This is a genomic window from Thalassobacillus pellis (genome assembly GCF_016908295.1).
In the GTDB taxonomy this organism is placed as follows: domain Bacteria; phylum Bacillota; class Bacilli; order Bacillales; family Halobacillaceae; genus Thalassobacillus; species Thalassobacillus pellis.
This window is the reverse complement of the sequence record NZ_JAFBDO010000002.1, coordinates 121327-145753: the sequence shown is the minus strand read 5'-3', so window position 1 is coordinate 145753 and position 24427 is coordinate 121327. Positions and strand designations below refer to the sequence as shown.

Below are 24427 nucleotides of genomic sequence, written 5' to 3'. Positions count from 1 at the left end.
CCATCAGAGTATATATTCTCCGATGGTCTTCTTAATCAAGCGTAGGAATGTAGGCCTGCAATAACTAGATTGACAGCTATGAGGTTAAACATAATGATGGCAAAACCACCTACAGCAAGCCACGCAGACTTAGTTCCATGCCACCCTCTTGAAAGACGTAGATGGAGGAAGTAAGCGTAAAATAACCAGGTGATCAATGCCCAAACTTCCTTCGGATCCCAGCCCCAGAAACGATTCCAGGCTTCCTGGGCCCAAATCATCGCAAAAATGAGTGCGCCAAGAGTGAAGACCGGGAAACCAATCGACACTGCGCGGTAGGAAACTTCATCGATCAAGTCTGGGCTTACTTTTTGCAGCTTCGGCTGAATGGCTGCAGCTACACGTTTCCGCAAAATCAACCGAACAATGCCATAGATAACCAATCCTGTAAGCAAGGACCACAACAGCGTATTGAATTTGCTTGACGCTTCCTGTCCTCTCATCCATTCAGGTGTTTCGAATAAAGGTCCTATTGTACTTTCGGAAACTGATTCGCCATCATGAGGACCAGCAATTGCCGGAAGGTGATAATCCATGGTGACGACCTGTCCATCAAGCGGGGCTTCAAATTTTGTCTCGTAATCCATCGCTCCGAATGCTGTAGTAATAAGGACGAATCCCAAAGTCGAGAAAATAGCATAAATCACGAATTCCAGCCAGAAGGTATGCTTGGACTTTTTGGTCTGATCGATTTGTCTGATTAAAAATATCAAACCAGCAGCAAAACTGACTGCTAAAATCGCTTCCCCAATTGCCGCTGTCGTTACATGGATATAAAGCCAATGGGATTTCAATGATGGTACCAGTGGCGATATCTCCCTGGGAAACATACTTGCATAGGCAATGATCAGTAAAGCAACCGGAAGGGTAAACAATCCTATTACATTCAAACGGTAAATGAAATAAATGATGATGAATGCGAAAACCATCATCATACCGAAAAATGTTGTGAATTCAAACAAGTTACTGACTGGGGCATGTTGGCTGGCTATCCATCTCGTAATGAAATAGCCTACCTGTGTCAGGAAACCGATAATGGTCAAAGTGATTCCGATTGTTCCGGCCTTACTTTTTCCATCCTGTTTCTTTGTTCCTACAGTTGCCCCGAAAAAGAACGTGGCAACCAGATATATGATGAAAGCCGCATATAATAAGTTACTGCTAATCGTGACTAAATCTCCCATGTTCATCCTCCTTGAGCTTCAGCGGGTGCTCAACCTTTTAACTGTTGTTGATCTTCAGGCATTTCTATCCCAGTTCCTTCAATAACTTTTTCAATATCCCTTTTAATGCCGTACCAATTCTTATTTGTGTGACCTGCAATCCAAACTTTGTCTTTACTTTTTTGAAGCCAAATGCGTCTATGGTTCCAATACATGCCCTGGATGACACCAATCATAAAGATTAGTCCTCCAATGCCAAGGAATGGTAATGTATAATCTTTCTTAACCGTAAGGCCAGTCACATCACGAGTATCAAAGCCTGCAAGATTTAACTTATAATCATTCTCGCCTGTAGCATCAATATTCATGCCGATTCCCGCAAAACTGATTTCAGGCTTTTCTTCACCGGGAGGATAGACATAAAATACAAAAGCAGGATTTTTTGGGTATTTAGATTTGGAACGAGGTTCTCCGTTATCAAGGTAATATTCGGGATAATATTGGTCGATGACCACTCTGGCTCCACTGTCCAATTCATACTCTGTTTTTGGGGAGGTCAGGTCGATCGTGAATTCTCCCAACACCTTTTCTTCGTTACCGGTTTCATGAAGCTTAAATGACATCTTGGTGAATTCGTTTTGCTGGAAGCTGGATTGATAAAGGGCAAATCCATTAAATTTTGCTGGTTCATTTACCCGGATTTCAGCTTCATTAATCGGCTCGAGCTCCGGCTCTGCCCCGACTACTCGAGGATCAGTACGTTTGTAAATAACAGCATTTGTCTGGTAATTGCTTGGTACGGGTGCAGCCTCCTGCTGTAAAGCAGCCTGGAATCGTTCATTTTCTTTTTCATTATATGTTTCCAGAATGAAGTTTTTGTTTTTTACGTAATACTCACCATGAGTGGAAGGAATAACAACCGTTTCGCCTTCCCTTACCCAGACGAAATCATCCACATACATTGCAGGTATAAACCTTAGTAGAGCCCCCAATAAAAAGATGATCAAACCTATATGGTTGACATAGGGACCCCATCTGGAAAAACGCCCCTTTTCAGCAAGAATGCTATCATCCTGACGGGTTACTCTATAACGCTGTTTTTTTAATCGAGAGATGAATTTTTCTATATCCACATCGCCTTCTGTCTGACTGAACAGACGTTGACGCTTTAAAAAAGTATGATGCCTCTTCGGCTTCTGTTTTTTCAAGGCCCGATGAAGAGGAACTACCCGGTCGATACTGCAAATGACCAATGAAACGCCAATAAGAGCAATTAAAAGCATATACCATAATGAGCTGTATAAATTATGAAAACCCAACTGATAATATATTTGCCCGGCAAGTCCGTATTGTTCTTCATAATGGGTAGCTGGATCTGCACCTGGCGGGATATACATTTCCTGCGGGAAAATCGTACCTAATGAGGATGCAATTAAAGTTATAACGATAAGCCAGACGCCAACTTTTACTGATGAAAAAAAGTTCCAGGTTTTATCTACAAGGTTCCGGTTGTAAGTCTTTGAACGACGCGCACTACCTTCATACCGCATATTCAACAGCTTGTCTTTTTCATTTCCATCAATATGCTGATTGCCTTCCACCGGTTTTCCGCAGGCTTCACATAAAACTGTACCCTCCGGGTTAACGTGACCGCACTCACATTTAATTCTATTCATAAAAAAACCTCTCAGTTTCTAAAAGACTTATCCTTTTGGCTGTATTTGCTGCAAATAACTATCCAGTTTTTCTAATGTCAAAGGTCCTACCACCTTTTCAACGACAACACCATCCTCATTAATGAAATAGGTGGAAGGTATCTGTCCGACATTGTATAAATCCATCACTTGTCCACCTTCGTCATGAAGGTTTGGAAAGGTTAGATCATATTCATCAATAAATTTGTTTACGATCATTTTCGTGGCATCTAAATTAACACCGACGATTTCTACGCCTTTATCTTTATATTTTGGATAAAGCTTTTGCATATAAGGCATTTCCGCTTCACAAGGTTTACAATATGTAGCCCAGAAATTCAGCATGACACCTTTGCCTTCCAAATCTTCCAGGGACATTGTTTTGCCATTCGTACCAAACTGTTTAAGTTGAAAATTAGGCGCTTCCTCTCCTTCAGCTACTACGGCATTATCTTTGGAGAGGTTCCCAATAACCGCGAAGGCGACTAGACCTAGCAATAAGACTAGTACTGCTGAGCGGAAAATCAATCGCTTACGTTTTTTCTTGGTTTTGTCCACTCTAATCACTCCTTTCGCAATTATAACACTGATCGGCAAAGCTAAATTTGAAAATTATTTAACATTTTTTTCAGCCAGCTGCCGCAATTGTTTTACTTCATGAGGTGTAAGTTCTCGTGTTTCTCCAGCATTCATTCCATGAAGGTCGAGAAATCCATATCTCTCTCGCTTCAATTTATCTACAGGAAAGCCGATCTCTTCGAACATTCTCCTTACCTGCCTGTTTTTACCTTCATGCAAGGTTACTTGTATAATTGCCGTATGTTTCTTTTTATCGACAGAGAGTGTTTTAACATGGCTAGCTTTTAAAAGTTCACCCTCAGATTTAATTCCTTTTTTAAACCTTGACAGATCCTCTCTAAGTGGTATTCCTTTTGTTTTTGCGATATACACCTTTTCGATTTCATGCTTAGGATGCATCAGAAGGTTAGCAAAATCACCATCATTGGTCAGAAGAAGAATGCCTGAAGTATCATAATCGAGCCGACCGATAGGGAATACGCGTTGTTCTACTTCCGGAAGGTAATCTGTAACTATTTTTCTGTTTTTGTCATCCTTGACACTGGAAATGACACCACGGGGCTTGTATAACAAAAAGTAGACAGGTTCTTCTTTAGTAACAGGGACTCCTTCTACTTCTACTTTGTCATCCGGTGAAACCTTTGTACCAAGTTCAGTTATTATCTCGCCATTAACAGCTACTTTCCCATCTACGATCAGTTTCTCCGCTTTCCTTCTTGATGTTATCCCACTCTGAGCAATCACTTTTTGCAATCTTTCCAACTTCATCGCCACCTTTTCACATGGTAAGCCTTTATTAGACAAATCTCGCGCTAAACACATTACGAAGCCACGCTGACCCTTTCCAGCGCGGCTTTATGGTATTCCCAGTCTACTCACCATACATACTTTCCATACGTCACCCAAATACAATGGTAACAATAATTATTGAAGCTATTATACCAACTAGGTCTGCTAATAGTCCAACCTTTAGCGCATCGCCCATCTTTTTTATTCCTACTGCACCAAAATAGACAGTAATAACGTAAAAAGTAGTATCTGTACTGCCTTGCATAGTGGAGGCAAGGTTGCCGATAAAGGAATCTGGACCATATGTCTTAATCAGTTCACTTGTCATCCCAAGGGCGGCTGTACCTGACAAGGGCCTGATGAATGCCAAGGGCAGCAGTTCTTTAGGCATACCAATTAAGGCAGTCACCGGTTCGAATATTGTAATAATCGCTTCCATTGCCCCAGATGCCCTGAATACAGCAATCGAAACCATCATTCCTATTAAAAATGGCAGCAGGGAAATCGCAAGTTCAATCCCCTCTTTCCCTCCTTCAACGAATCGTTCATAGGTAGGAACTCTCTTATACGTTGCAGTCAATAAAATCAGTAGGATGAGGCCAGGTATAATCCAAATACTTAATGTCATGATCTTCTCACCCTGGTTCTCTTCCAATGAAAATACCTGTCTATGATCAGTGCTGCGGCAGTGGAAAAAATCGTAGCAGCAATCGTAGTACCAATGATAGCCGTAGGATCAACGGAGCCATATTTCATGCGGATAGCAATAACTGTTGTAGGTATGAGAGTGATAGACGATGTATTGATTGCCAAAAAGGTAATCATGGAACGGCTCGCCTTTCCTGAAGAGTCCAGTTCCTTCATTTCCTTCATCGCTTTCAACCCCATAGGAGTTGCAGCATTACCTAGCCCAAACATATTTGCCGTCATATTAGAAAGGATGTAACCAAGCGCAGGATGATCAGCCGGTATTTCAGGAAATACTTTTTTTACGACTGGGCGAAAAAGGTTGGTCAGTCCCTGAAGCAGACCTGCAGATTCCGCTATCCGCATCAGACCCAGCCAAAAGATCAGGACACCCATCATGGTGAGGGTGATCATGACAGCATCATCAATCGTGGCAAAAATCGCTTCGTTCACTTCCTTCATCGTTCCATTGAACGCTGCAAAAATGATGCCGATCACAGCAAGCATAGCCCAAATAATGTTTACCATAGGGAAATCCCCATAAAATGGTGAATGCGTCTGATCCAATGATCGACCAGAGTGGGAGTGAACGGTTCATCCAGCACAGCTGTTTCAAGAATCGGTTCGTTGTTTAAGTATACGATGTGCTTCCCTGCAAGCTCGTCTGCTGTTGGCGGATAGAGTTTTAACTTCGAGGACAGAGCTTCTTTTTCTTTCTCAGTAACTGGCATTATCACATCTCTTGTAAAATATAAGTTTCCAGTCCCCTCTAACTCAAGAGGAACTTTCCCTTCTTCCTGTATGGATACTTGTTCATAGTTTTTAAAGCCCCATTCAAACATCCGCTGGTGATCATTCCAGTCACTAGAAGCATTCAAAGTGACTGCCACCAATTCCATTTTTCCTTTTTTTGCAGTCGATACTAACGTTCTTCCAGCTGCTTTTGTAAAACCGGTTTTTCCTCCTGTACAATATTCATAGTATTTAGTCAGCAATTTGTTCTTATTAAACCAATAATAATCTCTGTTATCGGATAAATACCTTTCTGCACCTGTAACTTCACGGAAGTTATCATTTCTCATGGCATAGCTCATCAACAGCGCTAAATCATAAGCTGTGGAATAGTGTGTATCAGAATCCAGCCCATGCGGGTTATCAAAATGCGAGTTATTCATACCTAGCCACGCCGCTTTTTCATTCATCAGAAACGCGAACCCTTCTTTACTCCCCCCTAAATGTTCAGCAATAGCCATTGCAGCGTCATTTCCCGATCGAAGCATCAGGCCGTAGACCAGATCCTTGAGGGTCATTTTTTCGCCTTCCTTCAGATAAATAGACGAACCTTCTGTATGTACGGCATTATAGCTGGCCTTTACTTTTTCATCGAGCCGTCCTGACTCAACAGCAAGTAACGCTGTCATGATTTTTGTTGTGCTTGCAATCAGCTCCTGGTCATGTGCATTTTTCTGGAATAGTACCCGTCCTGACTGCATGTCCATTAAGACGGCATTATTTGCAGAAACCCCAATGGATGCTTCTGCCCCATTCGGGTGAAACAAACTAATGAAAAGAAAGCATATGATTGATGATCTGCCCAGCCATTTTTTCAATGAGGCCCCTCCTCCAAAACAATTGCTTTATACTAATCTATGCGGTGAAGACAAGCGTATGATTGAGTAAGCACAAACACCCTGAGTATTTTGTATAAAAAATACCGCCCAATCTATAAAACGTGCTGCCCCATAAGTCTGTAATAGACTAATCGGAACAGCATTTTCTGTATTGTTGATACCGGAAAAGCGGGTCAGGGAAAGAAGACAAGTCTCCTTGGGCTTTGACCTGCGGGGCATTGTCAGCCTTGCCTCTATCGTAAGAGTTTTTTCTTGCCCAAATTGGCAATCAACAATGAAAAAACGGTCTGTGGGGAATTTTAATTTCCTCACAGACCGCTTTATTATATCAATCTTCCAGATATCTTCAGTTTTCAGCCCATTACAGGAGTATGCAATTACCTTATGAGGCTGGACCTTCTTTATCAGAGCGAATATTTTGCTGCGTAAGGTAATCGCTTTCATAAAATTCGAGATTCATTCGGATATCCTGAAATGGCCTTTCCAATTTCGAAAATAATACTCTCATGGATCGGGGTGGTTCTTGCTGAAATTGGATGGAGCTTTCTCCAGTGTAGGCTGCACGACTATTTTCCATCCAAGTGTCACTCTTCGGGGAAAAAAACTCTGCTATGCATTGATGGTAAATACCATAAAGCGTTCTTTCTACTGATGCTTTCCGAAAAGCTTCCAATTTAGCAAGACCGCTGATTGTATCGTGTGCTTCCTTACAGAATACCTCAAGTCTTCTCAGAGAATGAAGTAAATCCCGATAATATTCTCTATCCCGGCTTCCTTCCTCTTCCAACAAACTGTTCAATGGATAATAATCCAGATAATCACTTAGCTGAGTCACTGCAAATTCCAGAAAATCACCTACTTCGTGCAATTGCGTACGAATGAATCGCTCACTCATAACCTGGCCTCCTGTGCTGTTTCTTCCCGTTTGCTGTCATTATGCACGTATGAAGTCAAGTGTTGATTCCATTTCAAAGCTTTTCCCATCACTCAACTTCAAATAGGCTTGCTTAACTGCTTCCCAGTTTACATCTGAAAATAGCTTTTTATAGTCCTCATATTCATTAATGTATACTTTCTTACGATGTTTATAACCTGGATTTTTTATAAATGCAATAAAAGCAGCAACATCTTTAAGCTCAACATCCACATCTCCGTAAGTCATGATCGGGTTGCTTTCAAACGGTGTGAATTCATGGACTTTCTCATCAAAGTAACGCAAATAAAGTAAAGAAAATTTTCTTTCGGTACCCTTGTCTTCATAAACGATGTCAGACCGATTGAAAAAATCTTCTGGAGAATTTTTCAGTGTCTTTTCCAATTCGACTCCCTTTGAAACTCTTATTTCCATCGAATTGCCCCCCATTTCCTGCATGATAAGCCTATCTTATCATATCCTATGTTAAAAATCTGAACCTTTCTTAACCCTCCTGGGAGTGCTTCTCGTTATCTTCTTTGGTATGAATGTTTTCAAAGAAAAGATCCGCCTCCTGTTCTAAATCTTCCTCGGTACCCTCTGGCAGAGGTGGAAGCTCATCAAGTGACGTTATACCAAAATAAGTAAGAAAATCAGTAGTGGTTCCATATAGGATCGGGCGTCCAATTCCTTCTCTTCTTCCGACTTCTTCAATCATGGAACGGACGACAAGTGTATGGATGGCACGATCACTTTTTACCCCCCGTAGTTCTTCTACCTCTACACGTGTAATCGGCTGCTGATAAGCGATGATGGCAAGTGTCTCTAGGGCAGCCTGGGATAACTTGGGTGTTTGAGGAGATTCCAGCAGTCTCTTAAGGTAAACAGAGTGTTGTGGTTTCGAGGAAAGGTAGAGAGTTTTTCCAGACTCCATCAGAGTAATTCCTCTCCCCTCATGCTTATAATCCTCTTGAAGGTCCTTCAGAATTTCCTCTAGCTCCGAAGCTTCAAGCTCTGCAAGCTCTGCCAGCTTTGACCGTGTGATCCCCTCTTCACCGACTACAAATAATAACCCCTCTACAATTCCTTGATATTTTTTATTCATGGTGTTTCCTCCATTTTATATACAATCAGCTCATCGAAATGATGCTCCTGTACACAGTAGATTTCATTTCCTTTCATCAGCTCCAACAGAGCCATAAAAGTCACCACCACATGAGGTTTGGAGCGCTGTGGAAACAAATCATTGAATTTTGTTCCATCTTCTTTTTCGCTGATATGATCAAGTATTTCTGTCATTCTAGTTTGGATTGGGATTTCATCTCGCTGAACGGTTGTTTCTTTCGGTTCCACCCATGTTTTTCTTTGTAACAGCTTCTCCATTGCTCCAATCATATCAAAAATTGAAGCTTCACCAGGGCGGATCTCAGGCTTAGTATCCATGTACTCTTCCATACTGGAGGGAGGCCGTGTGAATATACGATCTGCTTGTTCTTCCTTTTCCTTCAAAATTCCTGCAGCACTTTTATATCTCCTGTATTCAATCAGCCGACGCATCAACTCATCTCTCGGATCATCCTCTATCTCTTCCTCATCTTCCAGATCAACTGGCTGGTTAGGAAGAAGCATTTGGCTTTTGATGGCAAGGAGTGTTGCTGCCATAACCAAATACTCGCTTGCAATATCCAGCTCCAGTTGTTGCATCGTTTTAATAAAAGCCATATACTGTTCCGTTATATCAGCTACAGGTATGTCATATATGTCAATCTCGTATTGGTTGATCAAATGCAATAAGAGATCCAGTGGTCCTTCAAAAGCATCTACCTTCACTTGATAACTCTGTTTCATACAGTTTCTTCCCTCCGGACGGAAGTTGCAAATCCGCCCATACATTTTTGTAATAGCTACATATGTTAATACCGTAAGATAAATCTTACCAAAAAAATATATATCCGTTAACAGCAAAAAGGAGGAATATCAGAATGAGTTACGGTTATGGCGGCGGCTTTGCGTTAATCGTTGTATTGTTCATTCTATTGATCATCGTAGGGGCTGCCTGGTGGTATTAAGCCGCCCCATGATGACATAATCAGAAAAGGACCACAAGGTCAGGAAGCACCCGTCTTGCTGGCCAGGTTCCTTTTTTATACTGATCAGTGATGGACGAGTTATATGAGAGGGAAGGTAAGAAGGTATAATTGAAGGCACCAGACTCCTACATATGTTACACTTTCCTTAAAGTTACGAAGGAGATTTGGATATGATTTATCCTGAAGCCTACATTGATTACCTGGCTCATTTCAATGGTACAAAAGATTATTTTGAATGCCATGAAGTTTTAGAAGAGTATTGGAAAGATTACGAACCAGGTGTGAGAGATTCTGTCTGGGTGGTGCTCATTCAATTAGCTGTAAGCATTTACCATTATCGCCGCGGAAATATTGCAGGTGCTGCTAAATTACTTAAAAGTTCACAGAGAAAATGGCCGAAACGCAAAGAAGAATTGGAGAAACTCGGGCTAGATGGCAAGGAAATAGAAAAACTGTTCATCCGTTTAAATGGGAATTATCAAGAACATATTCCCTACCAGGCAATTCACCTGCCCATTAAAGAAAGGATTCTGGAAGAGAAGGTGAAAGAGAGGTGCCAGGAGTGGAAGACTGATTATAAAAAATGTGATGATATAAACGACTATTATTTGATCAATAAACATCGTCTGCGCGATCGTTCTTCCGTAATTCAAGAACGCCTGGATAATCTGTCTGATAAAAATAAACCATTATACTAATTTTTATATTATTGCCATAAATAAAAAGGGCTGACCCCTTTCAAAGTCTGATTTAGACTTAAGGGTCAGCCCTTTTCGACATTAAGCTTCGGCTGAAGCTGTTCCGGCATCTGCATTACATTTCTTTAAAAAGGCGTCAGTAGCTTCGTCCGCACATACGTGGTACTGATCCTTATAGAACCCTTTAACGCCCTGGACCATCTTTCTGCCAATCCCCATATTTCGATGAGACGGATTGACAGTGACATGCTGAACTACGGCATGCGTACCGTTTTCCAAACGCACCCCTACAGCTCCGAGGATATCTTCTTCCTTCCACAGGAATAATTGCCAATCCTCATTAGTCTCATATTCTTTTATCGTTTGCTGGAGCTTCTTGACATCCTTTTCTTCAGGCATGAAAGACAGCAGCCCCATTGCGATTTTTTCAAATGATTTTTTATAACGAATTAACATAGTAACCCCTCATTATGAAAATAACTTTCCTATCATTGATAACAGGAACAAGGCTGCTACGGCCATAATCAGCCAAAACAACACTCTTTCTTGTTTATTGCTGTTTTTCAAGCAAACCACCTCATACCAGATTTGTTATTTCATAATTTAATTCCCTTTCAATCTGGATTTAAAAAACGATAACAAACCAGTAGTATAATCCCCATAGTATGCTAACTGCCAACAAAATGGCAAACAAAATCCAATTTTTCTTTCTCAATTGTGTCTTCCCCCACAAACAAATGCTTGTTTACTTCAACGAATAGCATAATGCATAAACAAAAATTATTCAAGGTTAGTTGGAATCAGTTTTGAAAAACGCTTTCATAAAACGGTAACCATCTGACTTTCTTTCCTTGAATTTGATGGGAATACAATTGAAGACAGCAAGGTAAAGATTGAACAGCATAAACGTATGTATTGAACCATCTTTTCCTATGTCAACAAATTTATACAGTATCATAAAAACGATGCCGTTAAAGAGCGGACCTCCGATACTGATGGCTGCTTCTTGCCACTTTTTAAAACCTACGCTACTTTCACTCGTAGTAAAGCCGCCAAGCATGAAAAAAAGGCCAATTCGCAGGGTAAGACGCTTAAACCTTAATTTTAACACAGGAGTCCCTACTCCAAGGTTCATAACAGCCTGCCCCTTGAATAACAGAGCGGCCACAGCATGACCAAGCTCATGAATCAGCAAACCAAGAGGCGCAATCCAGATCATGGCCAATAAAAAGCTTAACACATCAAACTGCTCCTCTCTAAAAACAAACCGGAGGGAAAAAACCAGTGAGCTGCACTGACTCACTGGTTTAATCGTTAATTATTCATCCCAAACCTTCACTTCTTTCATTTCATCGCCTGGCTTGATGGTTAACACTGTATCCATTCCATCAACCACTTGTCCAAACACAGTGTGGACGCCATCAAGATGCGGCTGAGGCTCGTGGACAATAAAGAACTGACTGCTGCCTGTATCTTTACCTGCATGGGCCATTGATAGAGATCCCGCTACATGCTTGTGCGGATTCCCTTCTGTTTCGCATTTAATAGTCTTGCCGGAACCTCCCCGGCCAGTTCCGGTTGGATCTCCGCCCTGTGCTACGAAACCTGGAATGACACGATGAAAGGTTACACCATTATAAAACCCGCTGTTTGCTAAACTCTCGAAATTCTCCACGGTTTTAGGTGCTGCTTCAGGATAAAATTCGATTAAAATTTTCTCCCCATTTTCGAATGCGATGCTTCCTTTTTTCATTTTATTGACTCCTCTCCAATTTTGTATGAACGATCCAACCTTGTCAGATCTTCATGACTTTCCCGTTCTATGACAAGTTGATGTTCTCCTTTTTCCACAAACACCACTGCCGCTTTAGGAAAACGATTATAATTATTAGACATGGAATAGCCATAGGCTCCAGTGCTTAATACAGCCAATATATCGTTAGGATTGATTTCCGGAACCTCCACATCCCATATTAGCATATCTCCTGACTCACAGCATTTTCCGGCGATTGAAACTTTTTCTGTCAATGGCGAAGTCATTTTGTTGGCAGCCAGCGCTTCATATTTTGCGCGGTATAATGCCGGACGTAGATTATCTGTCATTCCTCCATCAACCGAAACATACTTCCTTACGCCGGGGATATTTTTTATTGAACCAATGGAATATAAAGTAACAGCGGCGTCACCGACAATAGCCCGTCCTGGTTCAATCCAAATCTCCGGTACAGGATAGTCGTATTCCTCCGAACGAGCGCTCACTTCATCTATCAAAGCTTCCGCATAGGCATTTAGTCCAAGAGGATCATCTTCTTCTGTATAACGGATGCCGAAGCCGCCTCCAAGGTTTAAAACGCTGGCAGTAAAACCGAATGATTCGCGCCATTCTTCAAGAGAAGTAAACAGCTTTTTAGCCGCCAATATGAATCCGCTTGTTTCAAATATCTGTGAACCGATATGGCAATGAAGTCCTATCAGGTTTATTCGGCTTTCAAGAGCCAGACGCTTAAAGGCCTCCTCTGCCTGCCCGCTCGTCAAGTCAAAACCAAACTTGGAATCTTCCTGTCCAGTAAGGATGTAATCATGTGTGTGTGCTTCTATTCCCGGAGTGACCCGGAGTAATACGTCTACTTCCTTTTCCTGTTCTTCTAGAATAGCCGACAACAACTCAATTTCATAAAAGTTATCGATGACGATGCAGCCGATCCCTTTTGAAACTGCCATCTCGAGTTCCTCAACAGATTTATTGTTACCGTGAAGATGAACCTTGTCTAAGGGAAAACCAGCTTTGATGGCTGTATGCAACTCTCCCTGGGAGACAACATCGAGGCTCAGTTCTTCCTGCTTTGCTACCTGAAGCATAGCTACAGAGGAAAAAGCCTTGCTTGCATAAGCGACTTGTGCTTTTACCCCTCTTTCTTTGAACGTATTGACAAAAGCCCGCGCATTCTCCCTGATCCGTTCAACATCGTACACAAATAAAGGGGTGCCATACTCCTTTGCCAATGAGACTGCGTCCACTCCACCTATAAGTAAATGTCCTTGCTCATTATAGGGACGAATCATTGGTTTCCTTCCTTTCTGATCGTCATTCCATTAAATTTATTGTAAATATATTGGAATAGTAATGAAAAAGAATGTCCTTACCTTCTCTGAAAGGGGACATCCTTTTTTCGATTATTTATAAGGTATCACAAGGCTGGCCGCCGGGCAATGAAATATTATTACGGCTGCCTGTGATTGTTTTGCGGATGAACGATACTAGGACGTATTTTGGTAAGTGGAATGGTCATCCTTAATATGATCGACTGCAACGCTTTTCCATTAAATGGAATCAAAGGCCATAAATATGGCGTATTAAGGGAATTGGTTCTTGCGAGCATAAGTGTATATAGGGTAAAGCCGATAACAAATCCTTTCACAGCAAAGAAAGAAGTCAGCAGTATAATGATTAGGCGGCTCATCTTGTTGGCTACACTCAATTCATAGCTTGGTGTTGCAAAAGTTCCAATTGCCGCAACTGCAACATAGAGAATGACTTCAGGGATGAACATCCCCACATCAATGGCAATTTGACCGATCAAAACAGCAGCTATCAGACCCATGGCAGTAGAAAGAGGGGTCGGTGTGTGGATAGCTGCTATCCTTAAGAATTCAATTCCAATATCAGCTAGTATTATCTGGATTACAACAGGTACAGTGCCTTCTTCATTCGGCCCTATAAAAGACAACTCCTGTGGCAACAACGAAGGTTCAATTACCATCAATAGCCATAACGGGAGCAAAAACACAGACGCAAAGATACCTATGAATCTGATCCAGCGGATAAATGTACCCACTAAAGGGGATTGACGGAACTCTTCGGCATGCTGGACATGGTGAAAATAAGTAGTAGGAGTGATGATCATACTGGGGGTCGTATCAACCATAATCAGCACATGGCCTTCGAACAAATGAGCAGCGGCAACGTCAGGCCGTTCGGTATACCTGACCAGAGGAAACGGATTCCTTCCCTGCCTTACGATGAATTCTTCGACCGTTTTATCGGCCATGGAAAGTCCATCAATGTCGATTTTTTTTATCTCTTCTTTTATCAGTTTAATTAGGCCAGGATCCGCGACATCCTCTAAATAGGAAATACATATATCAGTTTTGGACCTTTTTCCGACTTTGATCAGTTCATGCCGTAAACGTTCGTCTCTGATCCTTCTCCGTGTTAGTGCAGTATTTTCAATAATATTTTCGGTGTATCCGTCCCTTGATCCACGAACAACTTTTTCTGTATCCGGCTCTTGAGGAGTACGGCCGGGGTAATATCGTACATCAATGACGAATGCTTTCTTTTCACCTTCCACAAAAATAACAACCAATCCAGAAAGAATCTGGGTGATGCACTTTTCCATTGAATCAATTGTTTCCACTTGCTGATGGACAAGGTGTTCATGAACCGCTTCAAAAGTCTTTTTCGTTCTTGACTGTCTTGCATCCAGCTCCATTAATTGCTTCATCAGTTCAATTATATATTCGGTATCACATAGGCCGGTCACATAGTAAAGGTCAAGCTTTCTATCTAATACGGTGAACTGGCGAAAACCCACATCAAAGGAAGTACCGATGCCCATATGTTCTTTCATGAACTTCTCAACCTCTTCAATTTTTGGGCTGATCGGTGATTTTTCCTCTTTTCTCACATTTATCATCTCCTTTCCTGGCATACTGCTTTGGTTACCCTTTCGGTTTAAAAATTACAGCCACTAAAAAGCCGAACAGGATAGCTGATGCGATACCTGCTGAAGTCAGCTGAAATATGCCAGTGGCAATACCGATAAATCCATGTTCTTTTGTCTGTTCCATTGCGCCATGAAGCAAAGAATGGCCAAAGCTGGTAATTGGAACTGTCGCCCCGGCACCAGCAAATTTGATCAGGTTGTCATACAGATCGAATACATCTAGTACAGCTCCAATCACAACGAAAGTAGACATTACATGTGCCGGGGTAAGCTTCGCTACATCAAGTAATAATTGACCGATAATACAGATTCCCCCACCGACGACAAACGCCCACACATAATCCATCACTCTTCCTCCTCTCGGACAAAGACTACTGCATGTGCAATCGTAGGGATAGTTTCTTTTTGTTGTACCATGGTAGGACTCATAAGTGCTCCAGTAGCTACTACCATTATTCTTTTATAGATACCATCTTCCAAATCGCTAAGTAATTTTCCGTAAGTAACGACCGCAGAGCACCCACAACCACTTCCGCCACTGAACACTGGCTGGTCACTGTGATAAATCATCAGACCACAATCATTATGAATTTCATCAACATCATATCCGTCCTCTTTCAGCATATCTCTTAAAATTGGCGTCCCGACACCTGATAAATCACCCGTAGCTATCAGATCATAATCCCCAGGCATCCGTCCTAAATCTGAAAAATGCGTTTTGATCGTGTCATACGCAGCAGGCGCCATGGCAGACCCCATATCAAAGGGATCAGTAGCACCATAATCCATTACACGCCCGATCGTTGCCGCTTCTATACGGATCGATGACTTCTCTTTGGAAATTAATGCAGCACCACTGCCGGTAACGGTAAAGGTAGCCGTCTTTGGCTTTTGCCCTCCATATTCAGTCGGGTACCGGAATTGCCGCTCAGCGGTAGCATTGTGGGAGCTTACCACCGCCAGCGCCTGGGCAGCGAAACCTCCTTCAATCAATGCAGCACCTGTGGCCAGAGTTTCCATGGAACTAGAGCATGCTCCAAACATACATAAAAAAGGAAGACCCAGTTCTTTTGCAACATAGTTAGACGTTACATTCTGATTTAACAGATCACCTGCCAGGATCACATCAATTCCGCTTTTATCTTTACCTGCTCGTTGCATGCAGGCATCAATAGAATCTTTCATAAGCTGTCGTTCAGCAAGTTCCCAGTTATCCTGATTACAATGAAGCTCGTCGTATTTTTTATCGAATGTATTGGATAAAGGACCTTGTGCCTCAAGTGGACCTACCGCTGTACCAGTCGAATTTACATAAATTTGCTGGTTATATAACCAGGTTTGTTTTCCGATTTTAGCCATACTTGATCCTCCTAGAACATATGCTGCAGTGCATATCGCAGCATTCCCAATATATAGGCAGCAACCACACCAAATACGATGACTGATCCTGCCAATTTGAATAAATTCGTAGCAACGCCAAGCACCAGTCCCTCACTCTTATGCTCAAGAGCAGCCGAGGTGATAGAGTTAGCAAAACCTGTTACTGGAACAGCAGACCCTGCACCTGCAAACTGGCCAAGTTTATCGTAAACCCCGAATCCAGTCATGAGGGCGGCAATTAATATCAGAGTAGTTACCGTTGGATTACCTGCCTCTTTTTCCGAAAAGTCAAATACTTTCATATAAAAATCAGTTAAAGCTTCTCCTATGACACAGATCAGCCCACCAACGATAAATGCCTTGATACAGTTGGCAAGATAATTCGGTTTCGGCTGGTAGGTCTTGATTGTGTTTTGATATTGTTTCTGATCAAATTTATCGCTCATCATGTACCTCCGTTATTTAACAAAAATAAGCCAATGAAATAATGAACCTGAAATTTTCCCTAAGACTATTGCCATAAGCAGGATCATAAGCTGGTCATCCATACCGATCCGCTTTGTGATAAGTGGAAACACATTCAAAACTTCTGTTAATGCCGCTGCAAGCATTCCAATGAAAACTCCATGGAATAAGCCCCAAAACGCTAGCAGAACATTCGGAAATGTTACGGTAATATCCCCAAAGGAAAGGTAAATACCAGCAACTGTTCCAAGGATAACAGCAGCTTCATACCAGTGAATATAGGAGGCAGATCTGCTTAACTGCATAAGTCTTGGGATAATTCCCAGCACTGTCAAAAATGCGACGAATCCAGTACCAACAGCAATTCCAGCACCTAAGCCGATGATGATTTCAATTACGTACGTCATCATCTTTTTCCACCTTGTTCTCGTAGACAGCCATATAGGCGTCCATGCTTTGCTGGTATTTAAATACTTCGACTTCAAGCGGGCTAGGTTCTTCATTGAATTTCTTATTGAAAAGATGATTAAAAAACAAAATCATCCCTAGACCAAGACCAATGGAATACGGTACTTGAATCCAAAATGGGTGCTCTTTCTCTTCCCCACTCAGCATGAAATGTAGCTTTTGCTGGACCGCCTCCATACTGACATCATAATGAAAATTCATAATGGCCATTGCTGCTCCGATATAAAGCAGCAACCATATACCGGCAATCATCCAGAAAGCAGCTTTTTTCTTTTTCTGAGTGATTAAAATGATCGATTGAGCCGGGCCCAGAATTTGTACATCAATATTCTTGTGATGTTCTGCCATTTTCTCAATTACAGAAAAACCATCGACAACTATCACGTTTTTATCCTTTTTGGTGATGTAATGCAGAGGTAAATACTCCAGTCTATTTTTAAGTTCGGTTGAACAGGACAGTAAAGCAATGTCCTTGACATAAATGGGTCCACTGTTAGGCATCTCCACTTTTCTCAGCAGCCTTACATAAACAATTTCTGACATATACACCACCCTCAGATTGCTTCTTGTTGTATGGATTAGTATTAGTAGTAAGATAAAAATCATTCACCGCCATTTACTTGTGACTATCGGTAAAAAAACCATAAAAAAAACGGACATTTGGAATGTCCGCTTTCCTGTCAACTTGAATCCATTTGTTCTTTGATATCCTTCAAAATTTTCTTCTCTAATCGTGACACTTGCACCTGGGAAATCCCCAGCCTCTGGGCAACTTCCGTTTGGGTCTGATCCTTAAAATAACGGAGATATATAATCAGACGCTCTCGTTTATCCAACTGCCTGATCACATCCTGCAGCATCATTTTGTCGAACCATTTAGTATCATCATCGGCCATCTGATCCAACAAAGTAATTGGGTCCCCGTCATTTTCATAAACCGTTTCATGTATCGATTGCGGTGCCCTTCCAGCCTCTTCGGCATGTACAACTTCTTCTGGTGACATATCAAGCGCTTTTGCCATTTCATCGATAGTAGGTGATCTGCCAAATTCTTTAGTAAGTTCTTCCTTTTTCTTGCGGATTTTATGATTCATTTCCTTCAAAGAGCGACTTACCTTCACACTTCCATCGTCACGAATAAACCGCTGGATTTCTCCAATGATCATCGGAACAGCATAAGTGGAGAACTTGACATCATAACTCAAATCAAATTTGTCTACTGATTTTAACAAACCAATACAACCAATCTGAAAGAGGTCTTCCTGATCATAACCTCTATGGATATAACGCTGGACAACTGACCAAACCAGCCTGACGTTCCTTTCTACTAACAGGTCTCTGGCTGACTGATCGCCTTCCTGACTGCGGGCGATCAAATCCCTGACATCTTCATCGGTCAGCCGTTTATGTTTTTGACTCACATCGACATTCATGGCTTCCCCTAATTACAGTAAGCTTTATTTTTACTTAGGTGCTTAGTTAGTCGGACAGTCGTGCCTTGGTCAGGGCTGGAAATGACATCGACTTTGTCCATAAAGTTCTCCATGATTGTAAAACCCATACCCGAGCGTTCCAGTTCAGGCTTCGAAGTGAACAAGGGCTCACGAGCTTCCTCGATATCCTTGATGCCAAGTCCATGGTCCTGGATAATCAGCTCCATACCCCCATCATCAATTGTGCAGGAAATAAAAATCTTCCCGTCTTGTTTTTCGTGATATCCGTGAATAATCGCATTTGTGACGGCTTCGGATACAACTGTCTTGATTTCCGTCAGTTCTTCCATCGTCGGGTCAAGCTGACTGACAAAAGCAGCTACCGTGACACGAGCAAACGATTCATTCTGACTGACGCTTAAAAATTCCAGATTCATCTGATTTTTCATGAAGCCACCCCCAGCATCTCTAAAGCAAATTCTTCATTATCGACAAGCTTCATGATTTTAAACATTCCGGAGAGGTCAAACAGTCTTTTCACTTCTGGTGAAATAGAACAAATTACCATTTCACCGCCAATAGCATTGATTTCCTTATACCTGCCTAAAATGACTCCAAGACCCGAACTGTCCATAAATGACAAACCCTGTAAATTCAAAATAACATTTTGTACATTGTGCATATTTAGAATTGCTTGCCACTCTTTTTTCAAATTTTCTGCTTCGTGATGGTCCAATTCACCGACCAGCCGTACCAACAGGACATCTTTTTTTCGTGCAAAATCTACCGTCAGACTCACTTTGCAACCTCCTCTTTCTTTTGCATTAGTGAATCATTCTTTAGAGGATGCGATTTTTCCTGCCGGCTGACAAAAGTAGTGGATTATTGCTAAATGAATGTAAAAAGTGACAGCATGTCTGTTTTAATGGTGCAGCATTTGCCCTAATGTACGCTTATATAACTGCCATACGGAAGCTTTTTTAGCAGTTTCAGCAGCCACTAACGGCACTTCAGTCAGTGTTTTGTCCTTTTTTGTAACCTTTAACATTGCCAGTCTTGTTCCTTTTTCAATTGGTAACTGTATATCAGACTCATATTCAATAGATACTTTCATATTATCAAGCTTTTCCCCTTTTTTCTTGAGAAGAGAAACAGGACGTTCGGTTACGACATCAAGGTTCTGTATATCACCACGAGATAACTCTATGGAATCCATTTTATGATTTTTCTTATATAACTCTTCTGTTGCAAACTGGTTATAGGCATAGTCAAGCATTCCAGCGACGTTAGCATTTCTCTCTTTTGGTGTTTTTGCACCCATGACTACGGCAATAACACGCATCCCATTTTTCTTGGCAGTTGCAGTTAAGCAGTATTTCGCCTTGCTTGTATATCCTGTCTTTAATCCGTCTACACCAGGATAATGTCTGACAAGTTTATTGGTATTAACAAGCCAAAACTCATTTTCCTGCCCTTTTCGGAGATAGTCTTCATAAATGCTTGTATATTTAGTGATATCCTCATACTTCAATAACTCCTGGGCCATAACAGCCATATCATAAGCAGTGCTGTAATGATCTTCTTCTGGCAAACCGGTTGTATTTTGAAATTTTGTATTTTTCAACCCCAGCTCTTTTACTTTCTTATTCATATCTTTTACAAAGCCTTCAACACTTCCAGAAATCCTTTCTGCAAGCGCAACACTGGCATCGTTCCCTGAAGCGACTGCAACTCCTTTCAGAAGGTCATTTACCGTCATTTCTTCCCCTGCTTCAAGAAAAATTTGCGAACCTCCCATTGATGCAGCCCGCTCACTGATCCTGACCTTTTCATTTAATGAAAGTTTATCCTGATGGATAGCTTCCATGATCAAAATGAGCGTCATTATTTTGGTCATGCTTGCGGGTGGTAATTTTTCATGGGCATTTTTATCGTATAAAAGTGTCCCGCTGCTATGCTCCATCAAAACCGCAGATTTTGCTCCCTCCGCCAATTCTATTTGAGAGGACTCCTGTCCATGGATAACTGACACATTTGAAACACATACCATCATTAGTACTGTAAGATAAACGACTAACTTTTTCATTTGTGGTCCCTCCAATCGTAGTTATAGTTATTTTTTCCAATCCTTCCACTTTTATTACGAGCTGTCTAAAAAACATCTGTAGGAGGATGTAATTTCCTGTATTAATATTATGTAAACTTAGTTTCGAAAAAATTTTTTGAGAATCAATTTGTAATGATCGTTTGATTTAATAATAGAAAAAATGGCTGTCGAAATTATTTTCCGACAGCCATTTTCTATTTAAACTTTTTTGGTTATTTTATTACTTTATGAATCAAGGTTGTGTCTGTTGGTGCATTTTCTATAATCGTATATGCTGCTTTAACTTTATCCCTGGAATCATTTGCAGTTTCTTTCTCACTATGAAGGACGACAAGAGTTTCCCCTGCTTTCACAGTGTCCCCGATTTTCTTTTTTAAAGTAATGCCAACCCCATGATTGATTACGTCATCTTTTGTTGCTCGTCCTGCCCCCAGGTACATGGCTGCAACTCCGATGGATTCGGCATCAATTTCTGCTACGTATCCATCCTGTTCTGCTTTAACTTCAATGTGATAGTCAGCTTTTGGCAGCTTAGTCAGATCATCGATCATTTCTACGTTTCCACCTTGAGCACTTACAAAGCTTCGAAACGCTTCGAAAGCTTTTCCATTTTCAAGGTTTGCTTCAAGAGCTTCATACGCTTCCTCATAGCTGCTGAATACCTCAGCCAATACGGTCATATGAGAAGCAATTTCCAAGGATAGTCTGCGCAGATCCTTGACATTCTTCCCTTGCAGTATCTCCACTGCTTCCTTTATTTCATTGGCATTTCCAACCTCATAGCCAAGCGGCTGATTCATATCACTAATTACTGCCACCGTATTTTTACCAAGGTTTTTACCGATGTTAACCATTTCTTTTGCCAGTGCTTCTGATTCTTCTAAAGTTTTCATGAACGCGCCGGACCCAGTCTTAACGTCAAGAACAATACTGTCTGCTCCAGATGCAAGCTTCTTGCTCATGATGGAACCTGCAATAAGCGGGATGGAATCCACAGTAGCTGTCACATCACGCAATGCATAAAGCTTCTTATCTGCAGGTGCAAGGTTTCCCGTCTGTCCTGCGACGGCAAGTTTATTTGTGTTGACGTTATTAACGAACACATCCTTGGAAATTTCAATATTGAAACCCTCGATGGATTCGAGCTTATCCAATGTCCCACCTGTATGACCGAGTCCTCTGCCTGACATCTTAGCAACAGGTACTCCGACAGAAGCAACAAGTGGTCCGACGATAAAAGTAACTTTATCACCGACTCCGCCGGTAGAATGCTTATCGACGATATGTCCTTCAATTGCTGATAAATCTATTGTTTCTCCAGAATCTACCATTGCTTGCGTTAATGTAGCCGTTTCTTTTTCATTCATTCCTCTAAAATAAATGGCCATCATTAATGCAGATGCCTGGTAATCAGGAATACTGCCTTCTGTATAGCCTTTTACAAAAAATTGGATTTCTTCCCCTGTCAGTTCTTCTCCGTTTCTCTTTTTCTGAATCACATCAACCATTCTCATGACGTGACAGTCACCCCTTTTCTATTTATGCCGGCAAGGATTGCAGGACTTTTTTTACAAAACCGAGAAAGTCTTCACGTACTTTGGCTGTCGTTTCAATTACTTCATCATGGGTAAGTGGTTGATCCAGAATACCTGCAGCCATATTGGAAATACAGGATATACCAAGCACTCTGATTCCGGAATGACTTGCTACGATTACTTCTGGTACGGTAGACATACCGACAGCATCACCACCGAGAGTACGAATCATTCTTACTTCGGCCCCAGTTTCATATGCTGGACCTGTATTGCCTACATATACTCCTTTTTTGACTTTCAAGCCGAGCTTATCTGCGCTTTTTTGTGCCAGTTCAAGTAAATCTTTGCTGTACGCCTGGGACATGTCCGGGAATCTAGGTCCCAGCTCCTCATCATTTTTTCCAATCAACGGACTGTCTCCCATATTGTTGATATGGTCTGTGATCAGCATCAAATCACCAGGTTCAAAGCTTTCATTAACTCCACCTGCTGCATTAGTGACCAATAATGTTTCAATACCCAGCTCTCTCATCACACGTACAGGAAACGTAACCTGCTGCATGGAATATCCCTCATAATAATGAAAGCGGCCCTGCATGGCAATCACTTGCCGCCCCTGTAATTTTCCAATGACAAGCTGCCCTTTATGTCCAGAGACTGTTGATACAGGAAAGTGAGGTATTTTGTTGTATGGAATAACAACGGCCCCATCTATATCATCCGCCAAAACCCCTAAACCTGAACCAAGTATCAGACCAACTGTAGGATCGCTATCTAATTGTTCTTTAATAAAAGCCGCTGCTTCTGTAATATGTGTTTTCTCCATTATTCACCCTCCGTTACTTTATATCTTTTAAAAAACTTGTTCCATATTGTGGCATCTTCACGTCGAAAATGTCTGCTACCGTTGCCCCGACATCCGCGAAAGTCTCCCTTTGTGCCAGATGATTGCCTGTTTCTATTCCCTTATGATAAGCAAGTAATGGAACCAGCTCCCTTGTATGGTCGGTTCCATGATGGACAGGATCATTACCATGGTCAGCTGTAATCAGCAACAGGTCATCTTCACGCAATTTGTCGAGTACCTCAGGGAGCCTGGCATCGTAAGCTTCTAATGCTTCCCCATAACCTTGAGGATTTCGGCGATGTCCATGCTTAGCGTCAAAGTCCACGAGATTAAGGAAATTCAATCCATGGAAAGATTTATCCATCGATTCTACCAGCTTATCCATTCCATCCATATTATCTGTCGTCCGGATAGCTTCCGTGACGCCTTCCCCATCATAAATATCAGAAATTTTCCCGAGGGCAATAACATCATAACCTTCATCCTTTAAATCGTTCATGACAGTCCGTCCAAACGGTTTCAAAGCGTAATCATGCCGGTTAGGCGTACGCTCAAATGCACCTGGCTTTCCTATGAACGGGCGGGCGATGACTCGGCCAACCATGTATTGTTCATCACGGGTTAATTCACGGGCAATCTCACATATTTTATACAGTTCATCTAATGGGACAACTTCTTCATGGGCAGCAATCTGGAGCACAGAATCCGCTGAGGTATAAACGATCAACGCACCTGTCTCCATATGCTCTTTCCCAAGTTCATCAACGATTTCTGTTCCCGAAGCAGGTTTGTTTCCGATGATTTTTCTTCCCGTCTTTTCTTCCAATTGAGATAGTAATTCTTCAGGGAATCCGTCCGGGAAAGTCCGGAATGGTTTATCGATATATAAGCCCATGATTTCCCAATGACCTGTCATCGTATCCTTTCCATGGGATGCTTCTTTCATTGTTGTATGATGCGCCAGTGGATTTTCAGCTTTATCAATCCCTTTGATTTCTCTAATATTACTTAGGCCGAGTTTTCCCATAGTAGGCATGTCAAGCCCATTCATATGGTCAGCTATGTGTCCCAGCGTATCAGCCCCTTCATCATTAAAGGCAGCCGCATCTGGAGCCTCTCCTATTCCGACTGAATCCATCACTATTAAAAATACACGTTTAAACTGACTCATTGATAATCCCT

General features: G+C 41.7%; 30 protein-coding genes. 2 read left to right on the top strand and 28 right to left on the bottom strand.

What is annotated here, in order from left to right; all coding sequences use genetic code 11:
* Window positions 1–35 precede the first annotated feature (35 nt).
* From ccsB to JOC33_RS06470, 11 genes are all read right to left on the bottom strand, one after another.
* Window positions 36–1223, bottom strand: coding sequence for a c-type cytochrome biogenesis protein CcsB (gene ccsB / locus JOC33_RS06520; protein WP_205091697.1), 1188 nt, complete (start codon window positions 1221–1223; stop codon window positions 36–38).
* A gap of 29 nt (window positions 1224–1252) precedes the next feature.
* Complete coding sequence (gene resB / locus JOC33_RS06515; protein ID WP_205091696.1) at window positions 1253–2878, bottom strand: cytochrome c biogenesis protein ResB; 1626 nt, start codon at window positions 2876–2878, stop codon at window positions 1253–1255.
* A gap of 27 nt (window positions 2879–2905) precedes the next feature.
* Entirely contained in the window at window positions 2906–3454 is a 549-nt protein-coding gene (resA, locus tag JOC33_RS06510; protein WP_338054483.1) for a thiol-disulfide oxidoreductase ResA, read from the bottom strand.
* 54 nt (window positions 3455–3508) lie between these two features.
* Window positions 3509–4237: a pseudouridine synthase gene (locus JOC33_RS06505; protein ID WP_205091695.1), complete on the bottom strand. Its 729-nt coding sequence runs from the start codon at window positions 4235–4237 to the stop codon at window positions 3509–3511.
* Between the two features lie 136 nt (window positions 4238–4373).
* Complete coding sequence (locus JOC33_RS06500; RefSeq protein WP_205091694.1) at window positions 4374–4892, bottom strand: spore maturation protein; 519 nt, start codon at window positions 4890–4892, stop codon at window positions 4374–4376.
* Window positions 4889–5479: a nucleoside recognition domain-containing protein gene (locus JOC33_RS06495; protein ID WP_205091693.1), complete on the bottom strand. Its 591-nt coding sequence runs from the start codon at window positions 5477–5479 to the stop codon at window positions 4889–4891. The genes JOC33_RS06500 and JOC33_RS06495 overlap by 4 nt, the downstream gene beginning before the upstream one ends.
* The gene (locus tag JOC33_RS06490) at window positions 5473–6561 is read right to left on the bottom strand and encodes a D-alanyl-D-alanine carboxypeptidase family protein (RefSeq protein ID WP_239534053.1); all 1089 of its coding nucleotides are present in this window, start codon (window positions 6559–6561) and stop codon (window positions 5473–5475) included. Before JOC33_RS06490 ends, JOC33_RS06495 begins: the two co-directional genes overlap by 7 nt.
* 403 nt (window positions 6562–6964) lie before the next feature.
* Complete coding sequence (locus tag JOC33_RS06485) at window positions 6965–7477, bottom strand: DUF3907 family protein (protein ID WP_205091692.1); 513 nt, start codon at window positions 7475–7477, stop codon at window positions 6965–6967.
* Between the two features lie 39 nt (window positions 7478–7516).
* Window positions 7517–7930 carry a hypothetical protein gene (locus JOC33_RS06480; RefSeq protein WP_205091691.1) on the bottom strand — a complete coding sequence of 138 codons (414 nt, stop codon included), beginning with the start codon at window positions 7928–7930 and terminating at the stop codon, window positions 7517–7519.
* 70 nt (window positions 7931–8000) lie between these two features.
* Window positions 8001–8600 (bottom strand): SMC-Scp complex subunit ScpB, encoded by a 600-nt coding sequence (gene scpB / locus JOC33_RS06475; RefSeq protein WP_205091690.1) that lies wholly within the window; start codon window positions 8598–8600, stop codon window positions 8001–8003.
* On the bottom strand, window positions 8597–9343 hold the full coding sequence (locus tag JOC33_RS06470) for a segregation/condensation protein A (protein WP_205091689.1): 747 nt from the start codon (window positions 9341–9343) through the stop codon (window positions 8597–8599). Before JOC33_RS06470 ends, scpB begins: the two co-directional genes overlap by 4 nt.
* A gap of 134 nt (window positions 9344–9477) precedes the next feature.
* Here JOC33_RS06470 and JOC33_RS06465 point away from each other — a divergent pair, with 134 nt between their 5' ends.
* Together JOC33_RS06465 and JOC33_RS06460 are read left to right on the top strand one after the other, a co-directional pair.
* Window positions 9478–9564 (top strand): YjcZ family sporulation protein, encoded by an 87-nt coding sequence (locus JOC33_RS06465; protein ID WP_205092447.1) that lies wholly within the window; start codon window positions 9478–9480, stop codon window positions 9562–9564.
* A 191-nt stretch (window positions 9565–9755) separates the two neighbouring features.
* Window positions 9756–10283 (top strand): DUF309 domain-containing protein, encoded by a 528-nt coding sequence (locus tag JOC33_RS06460; protein WP_205091688.1) that lies wholly within the window; start codon window positions 9756–9758, stop codon window positions 10281–10283.
* Window positions 10284–10364: 81 nt separating this feature from the next.
* Here JOC33_RS06460 and JOC33_RS06455 read toward each other — a convergent pair whose 3' ends face one another.
* From JOC33_RS06455 to deoB, 17 genes are all read right to left on the bottom strand, one after another.
* The gene (locus JOC33_RS06455; RefSeq protein ID WP_205091687.1) at window positions 10365–10739 is read right to left on the bottom strand and encodes a GNAT family N-acetyltransferase; all 375 of its coding nucleotides are present in this window, start codon (window positions 10737–10739) and stop codon (window positions 10365–10367) included.
* Window positions 10740–11073: 334 nt separating this feature from the next.
* Complete coding sequence (locus tag JOC33_RS06450; RefSeq protein WP_205091686.1) at window positions 11074–11523, bottom strand: site-2 protease family protein; 450 nt, start codon at window positions 11521–11523, stop codon at window positions 11074–11076.
* 78 nt (window positions 11524–11601) lie between these two features.
* The gene (locus JOC33_RS06445; RefSeq protein ID WP_205091685.1) at window positions 11602–12036 is read right to left on the bottom strand and encodes a peptidylprolyl isomerase; all 435 of its coding nucleotides are present in this window, start codon (window positions 12034–12036) and stop codon (window positions 11602–11604) included.
* Window positions 12033–13346, bottom strand: coding sequence for a diaminopimelate decarboxylase (gene lysA / locus JOC33_RS06440; RefSeq protein WP_205091684.1), 1314 nt, complete (start codon window positions 13344–13346; stop codon window positions 12033–12035). Before lysA ends, JOC33_RS06445 begins: the two co-directional genes overlap by 4 nt.
* Before the next feature lie 158 nt (window positions 13347–13504).
* Window positions 13505–14980 (bottom strand): spore germination protein, encoded by a 1476-nt coding sequence (locus JOC33_RS06435; RefSeq protein WP_239534052.1) that lies wholly within the window; start codon window positions 14978–14980, stop codon window positions 13505–13507.
* Window positions 14981–15005: 25 nt separating this feature from the next.
* Window positions 15006–15356: a stage V sporulation protein AE gene (spoVAE, locus tag JOC33_RS06430; protein ID WP_205091682.1), complete on the bottom strand. Its 351-nt coding sequence runs from the start codon at window positions 15354–15356 to the stop codon at window positions 15006–15008.
* Complete coding sequence (spoVAD, locus tag JOC33_RS06425; protein WP_205091681.1) at window positions 15356–16369, bottom strand: stage V sporulation protein AD; 1014 nt, start codon at window positions 16367–16369, stop codon at window positions 15356–15358. The genes spoVAE and spoVAD overlap by 1 nt, the downstream gene beginning before the upstream one ends.
* 11 nt (window positions 16370–16380) lie before the next feature.
* Window positions 16381–16836 carry a stage V sporulation protein AC gene (gene spoVAC / locus JOC33_RS06420; RefSeq protein WP_205091680.1) on the bottom strand — a complete coding sequence of 152 codons (456 nt, stop codon included), beginning with the start codon at window positions 16834–16836 and terminating at the stop codon, window positions 16381–16383.
* 12 nt (window positions 16837–16848) lie between these two features.
* The gene (locus JOC33_RS06415; protein ID WP_205091679.1) at window positions 16849–17265 is read right to left on the bottom strand and encodes a stage V sporulation protein AB; all 417 of its coding nucleotides are present in this window, start codon (window positions 17263–17265) and stop codon (window positions 16849–16851) included.
* A complete protein-coding gene (locus tag JOC33_RS06410; RefSeq protein ID WP_205091678.1) occupies window positions 17246–17866 on the bottom strand; it encodes a stage V sporulation protein AA in 621 nt (206 codons plus the stop codon). The genes JOC33_RS06415 and JOC33_RS06410 overlap by 20 nt, the downstream gene beginning before the upstream one ends.
* A 137-nt stretch (window positions 17867–18003) precedes the next feature.
* Complete coding sequence (gene sigF / locus JOC33_RS06405) at window positions 18004–18756, bottom strand: RNA polymerase sporulation sigma factor SigF (RefSeq protein WP_205091677.1); 753 nt, start codon at window positions 18754–18756, stop codon at window positions 18004–18006.
* An 8-nt stretch (window positions 18757–18764) separates the two neighbouring features.
* Window positions 18765–19205: an anti-sigma F factor gene (gene spoIIAB, locus JOC33_RS06400; protein ID WP_205091676.1), complete on the bottom strand. Its 441-nt coding sequence runs from the start codon at window positions 19203–19205 to the stop codon at window positions 18765–18767.
* The gene (gene spoIIAA, locus JOC33_RS06395; protein ID WP_205091675.1) at window positions 19202–19555 is read right to left on the bottom strand and encodes an anti-sigma F factor antagonist; all 354 of its coding nucleotides are present in this window, start codon (window positions 19553–19555) and stop codon (window positions 19202–19204) included. Before spoIIAA ends, spoIIAB begins: the two co-directional genes overlap by 4 nt.
* 123 nt (window positions 19556–19678) lie before the next feature.
* Window positions 19679–20842 carry a D-alanyl-D-alanine carboxypeptidase family protein gene (locus JOC33_RS06390; RefSeq protein ID WP_205091674.1) on the bottom strand — a complete coding sequence of 388 codons (1164 nt, stop codon included), beginning with the start codon at window positions 20840–20842 and terminating at the stop codon, window positions 19679–19681.
* Window positions 20843–21075: 233 nt separating this feature from the next.
* Complete coding sequence (locus JOC33_RS06385; RefSeq protein ID WP_205091673.1) at window positions 21076–22377, bottom strand: pyrimidine-nucleoside phosphorylase; 1302 nt, start codon at window positions 22375–22377, stop codon at window positions 21076–21078.
* 25 nt (window positions 22378–22402) lie between these two features.
* Window positions 22403–23224 (bottom strand): purine-nucleoside phosphorylase, encoded by an 822-nt coding sequence (locus tag JOC33_RS06380; RefSeq protein ID WP_205091672.1) that lies wholly within the window; start codon window positions 23222–23224, stop codon window positions 22403–22405.
* A gap of 13 nt (window positions 23225–23237) precedes the next feature.
* Complete coding sequence (deoB, locus tag JOC33_RS06375) at window positions 23238–24416, bottom strand: phosphopentomutase (RefSeq protein WP_205091671.1); 1179 nt, start codon at window positions 24414–24416, stop codon at window positions 23238–23240.
* Window positions 24417–24427: the final 11 nt, after the last annotated feature.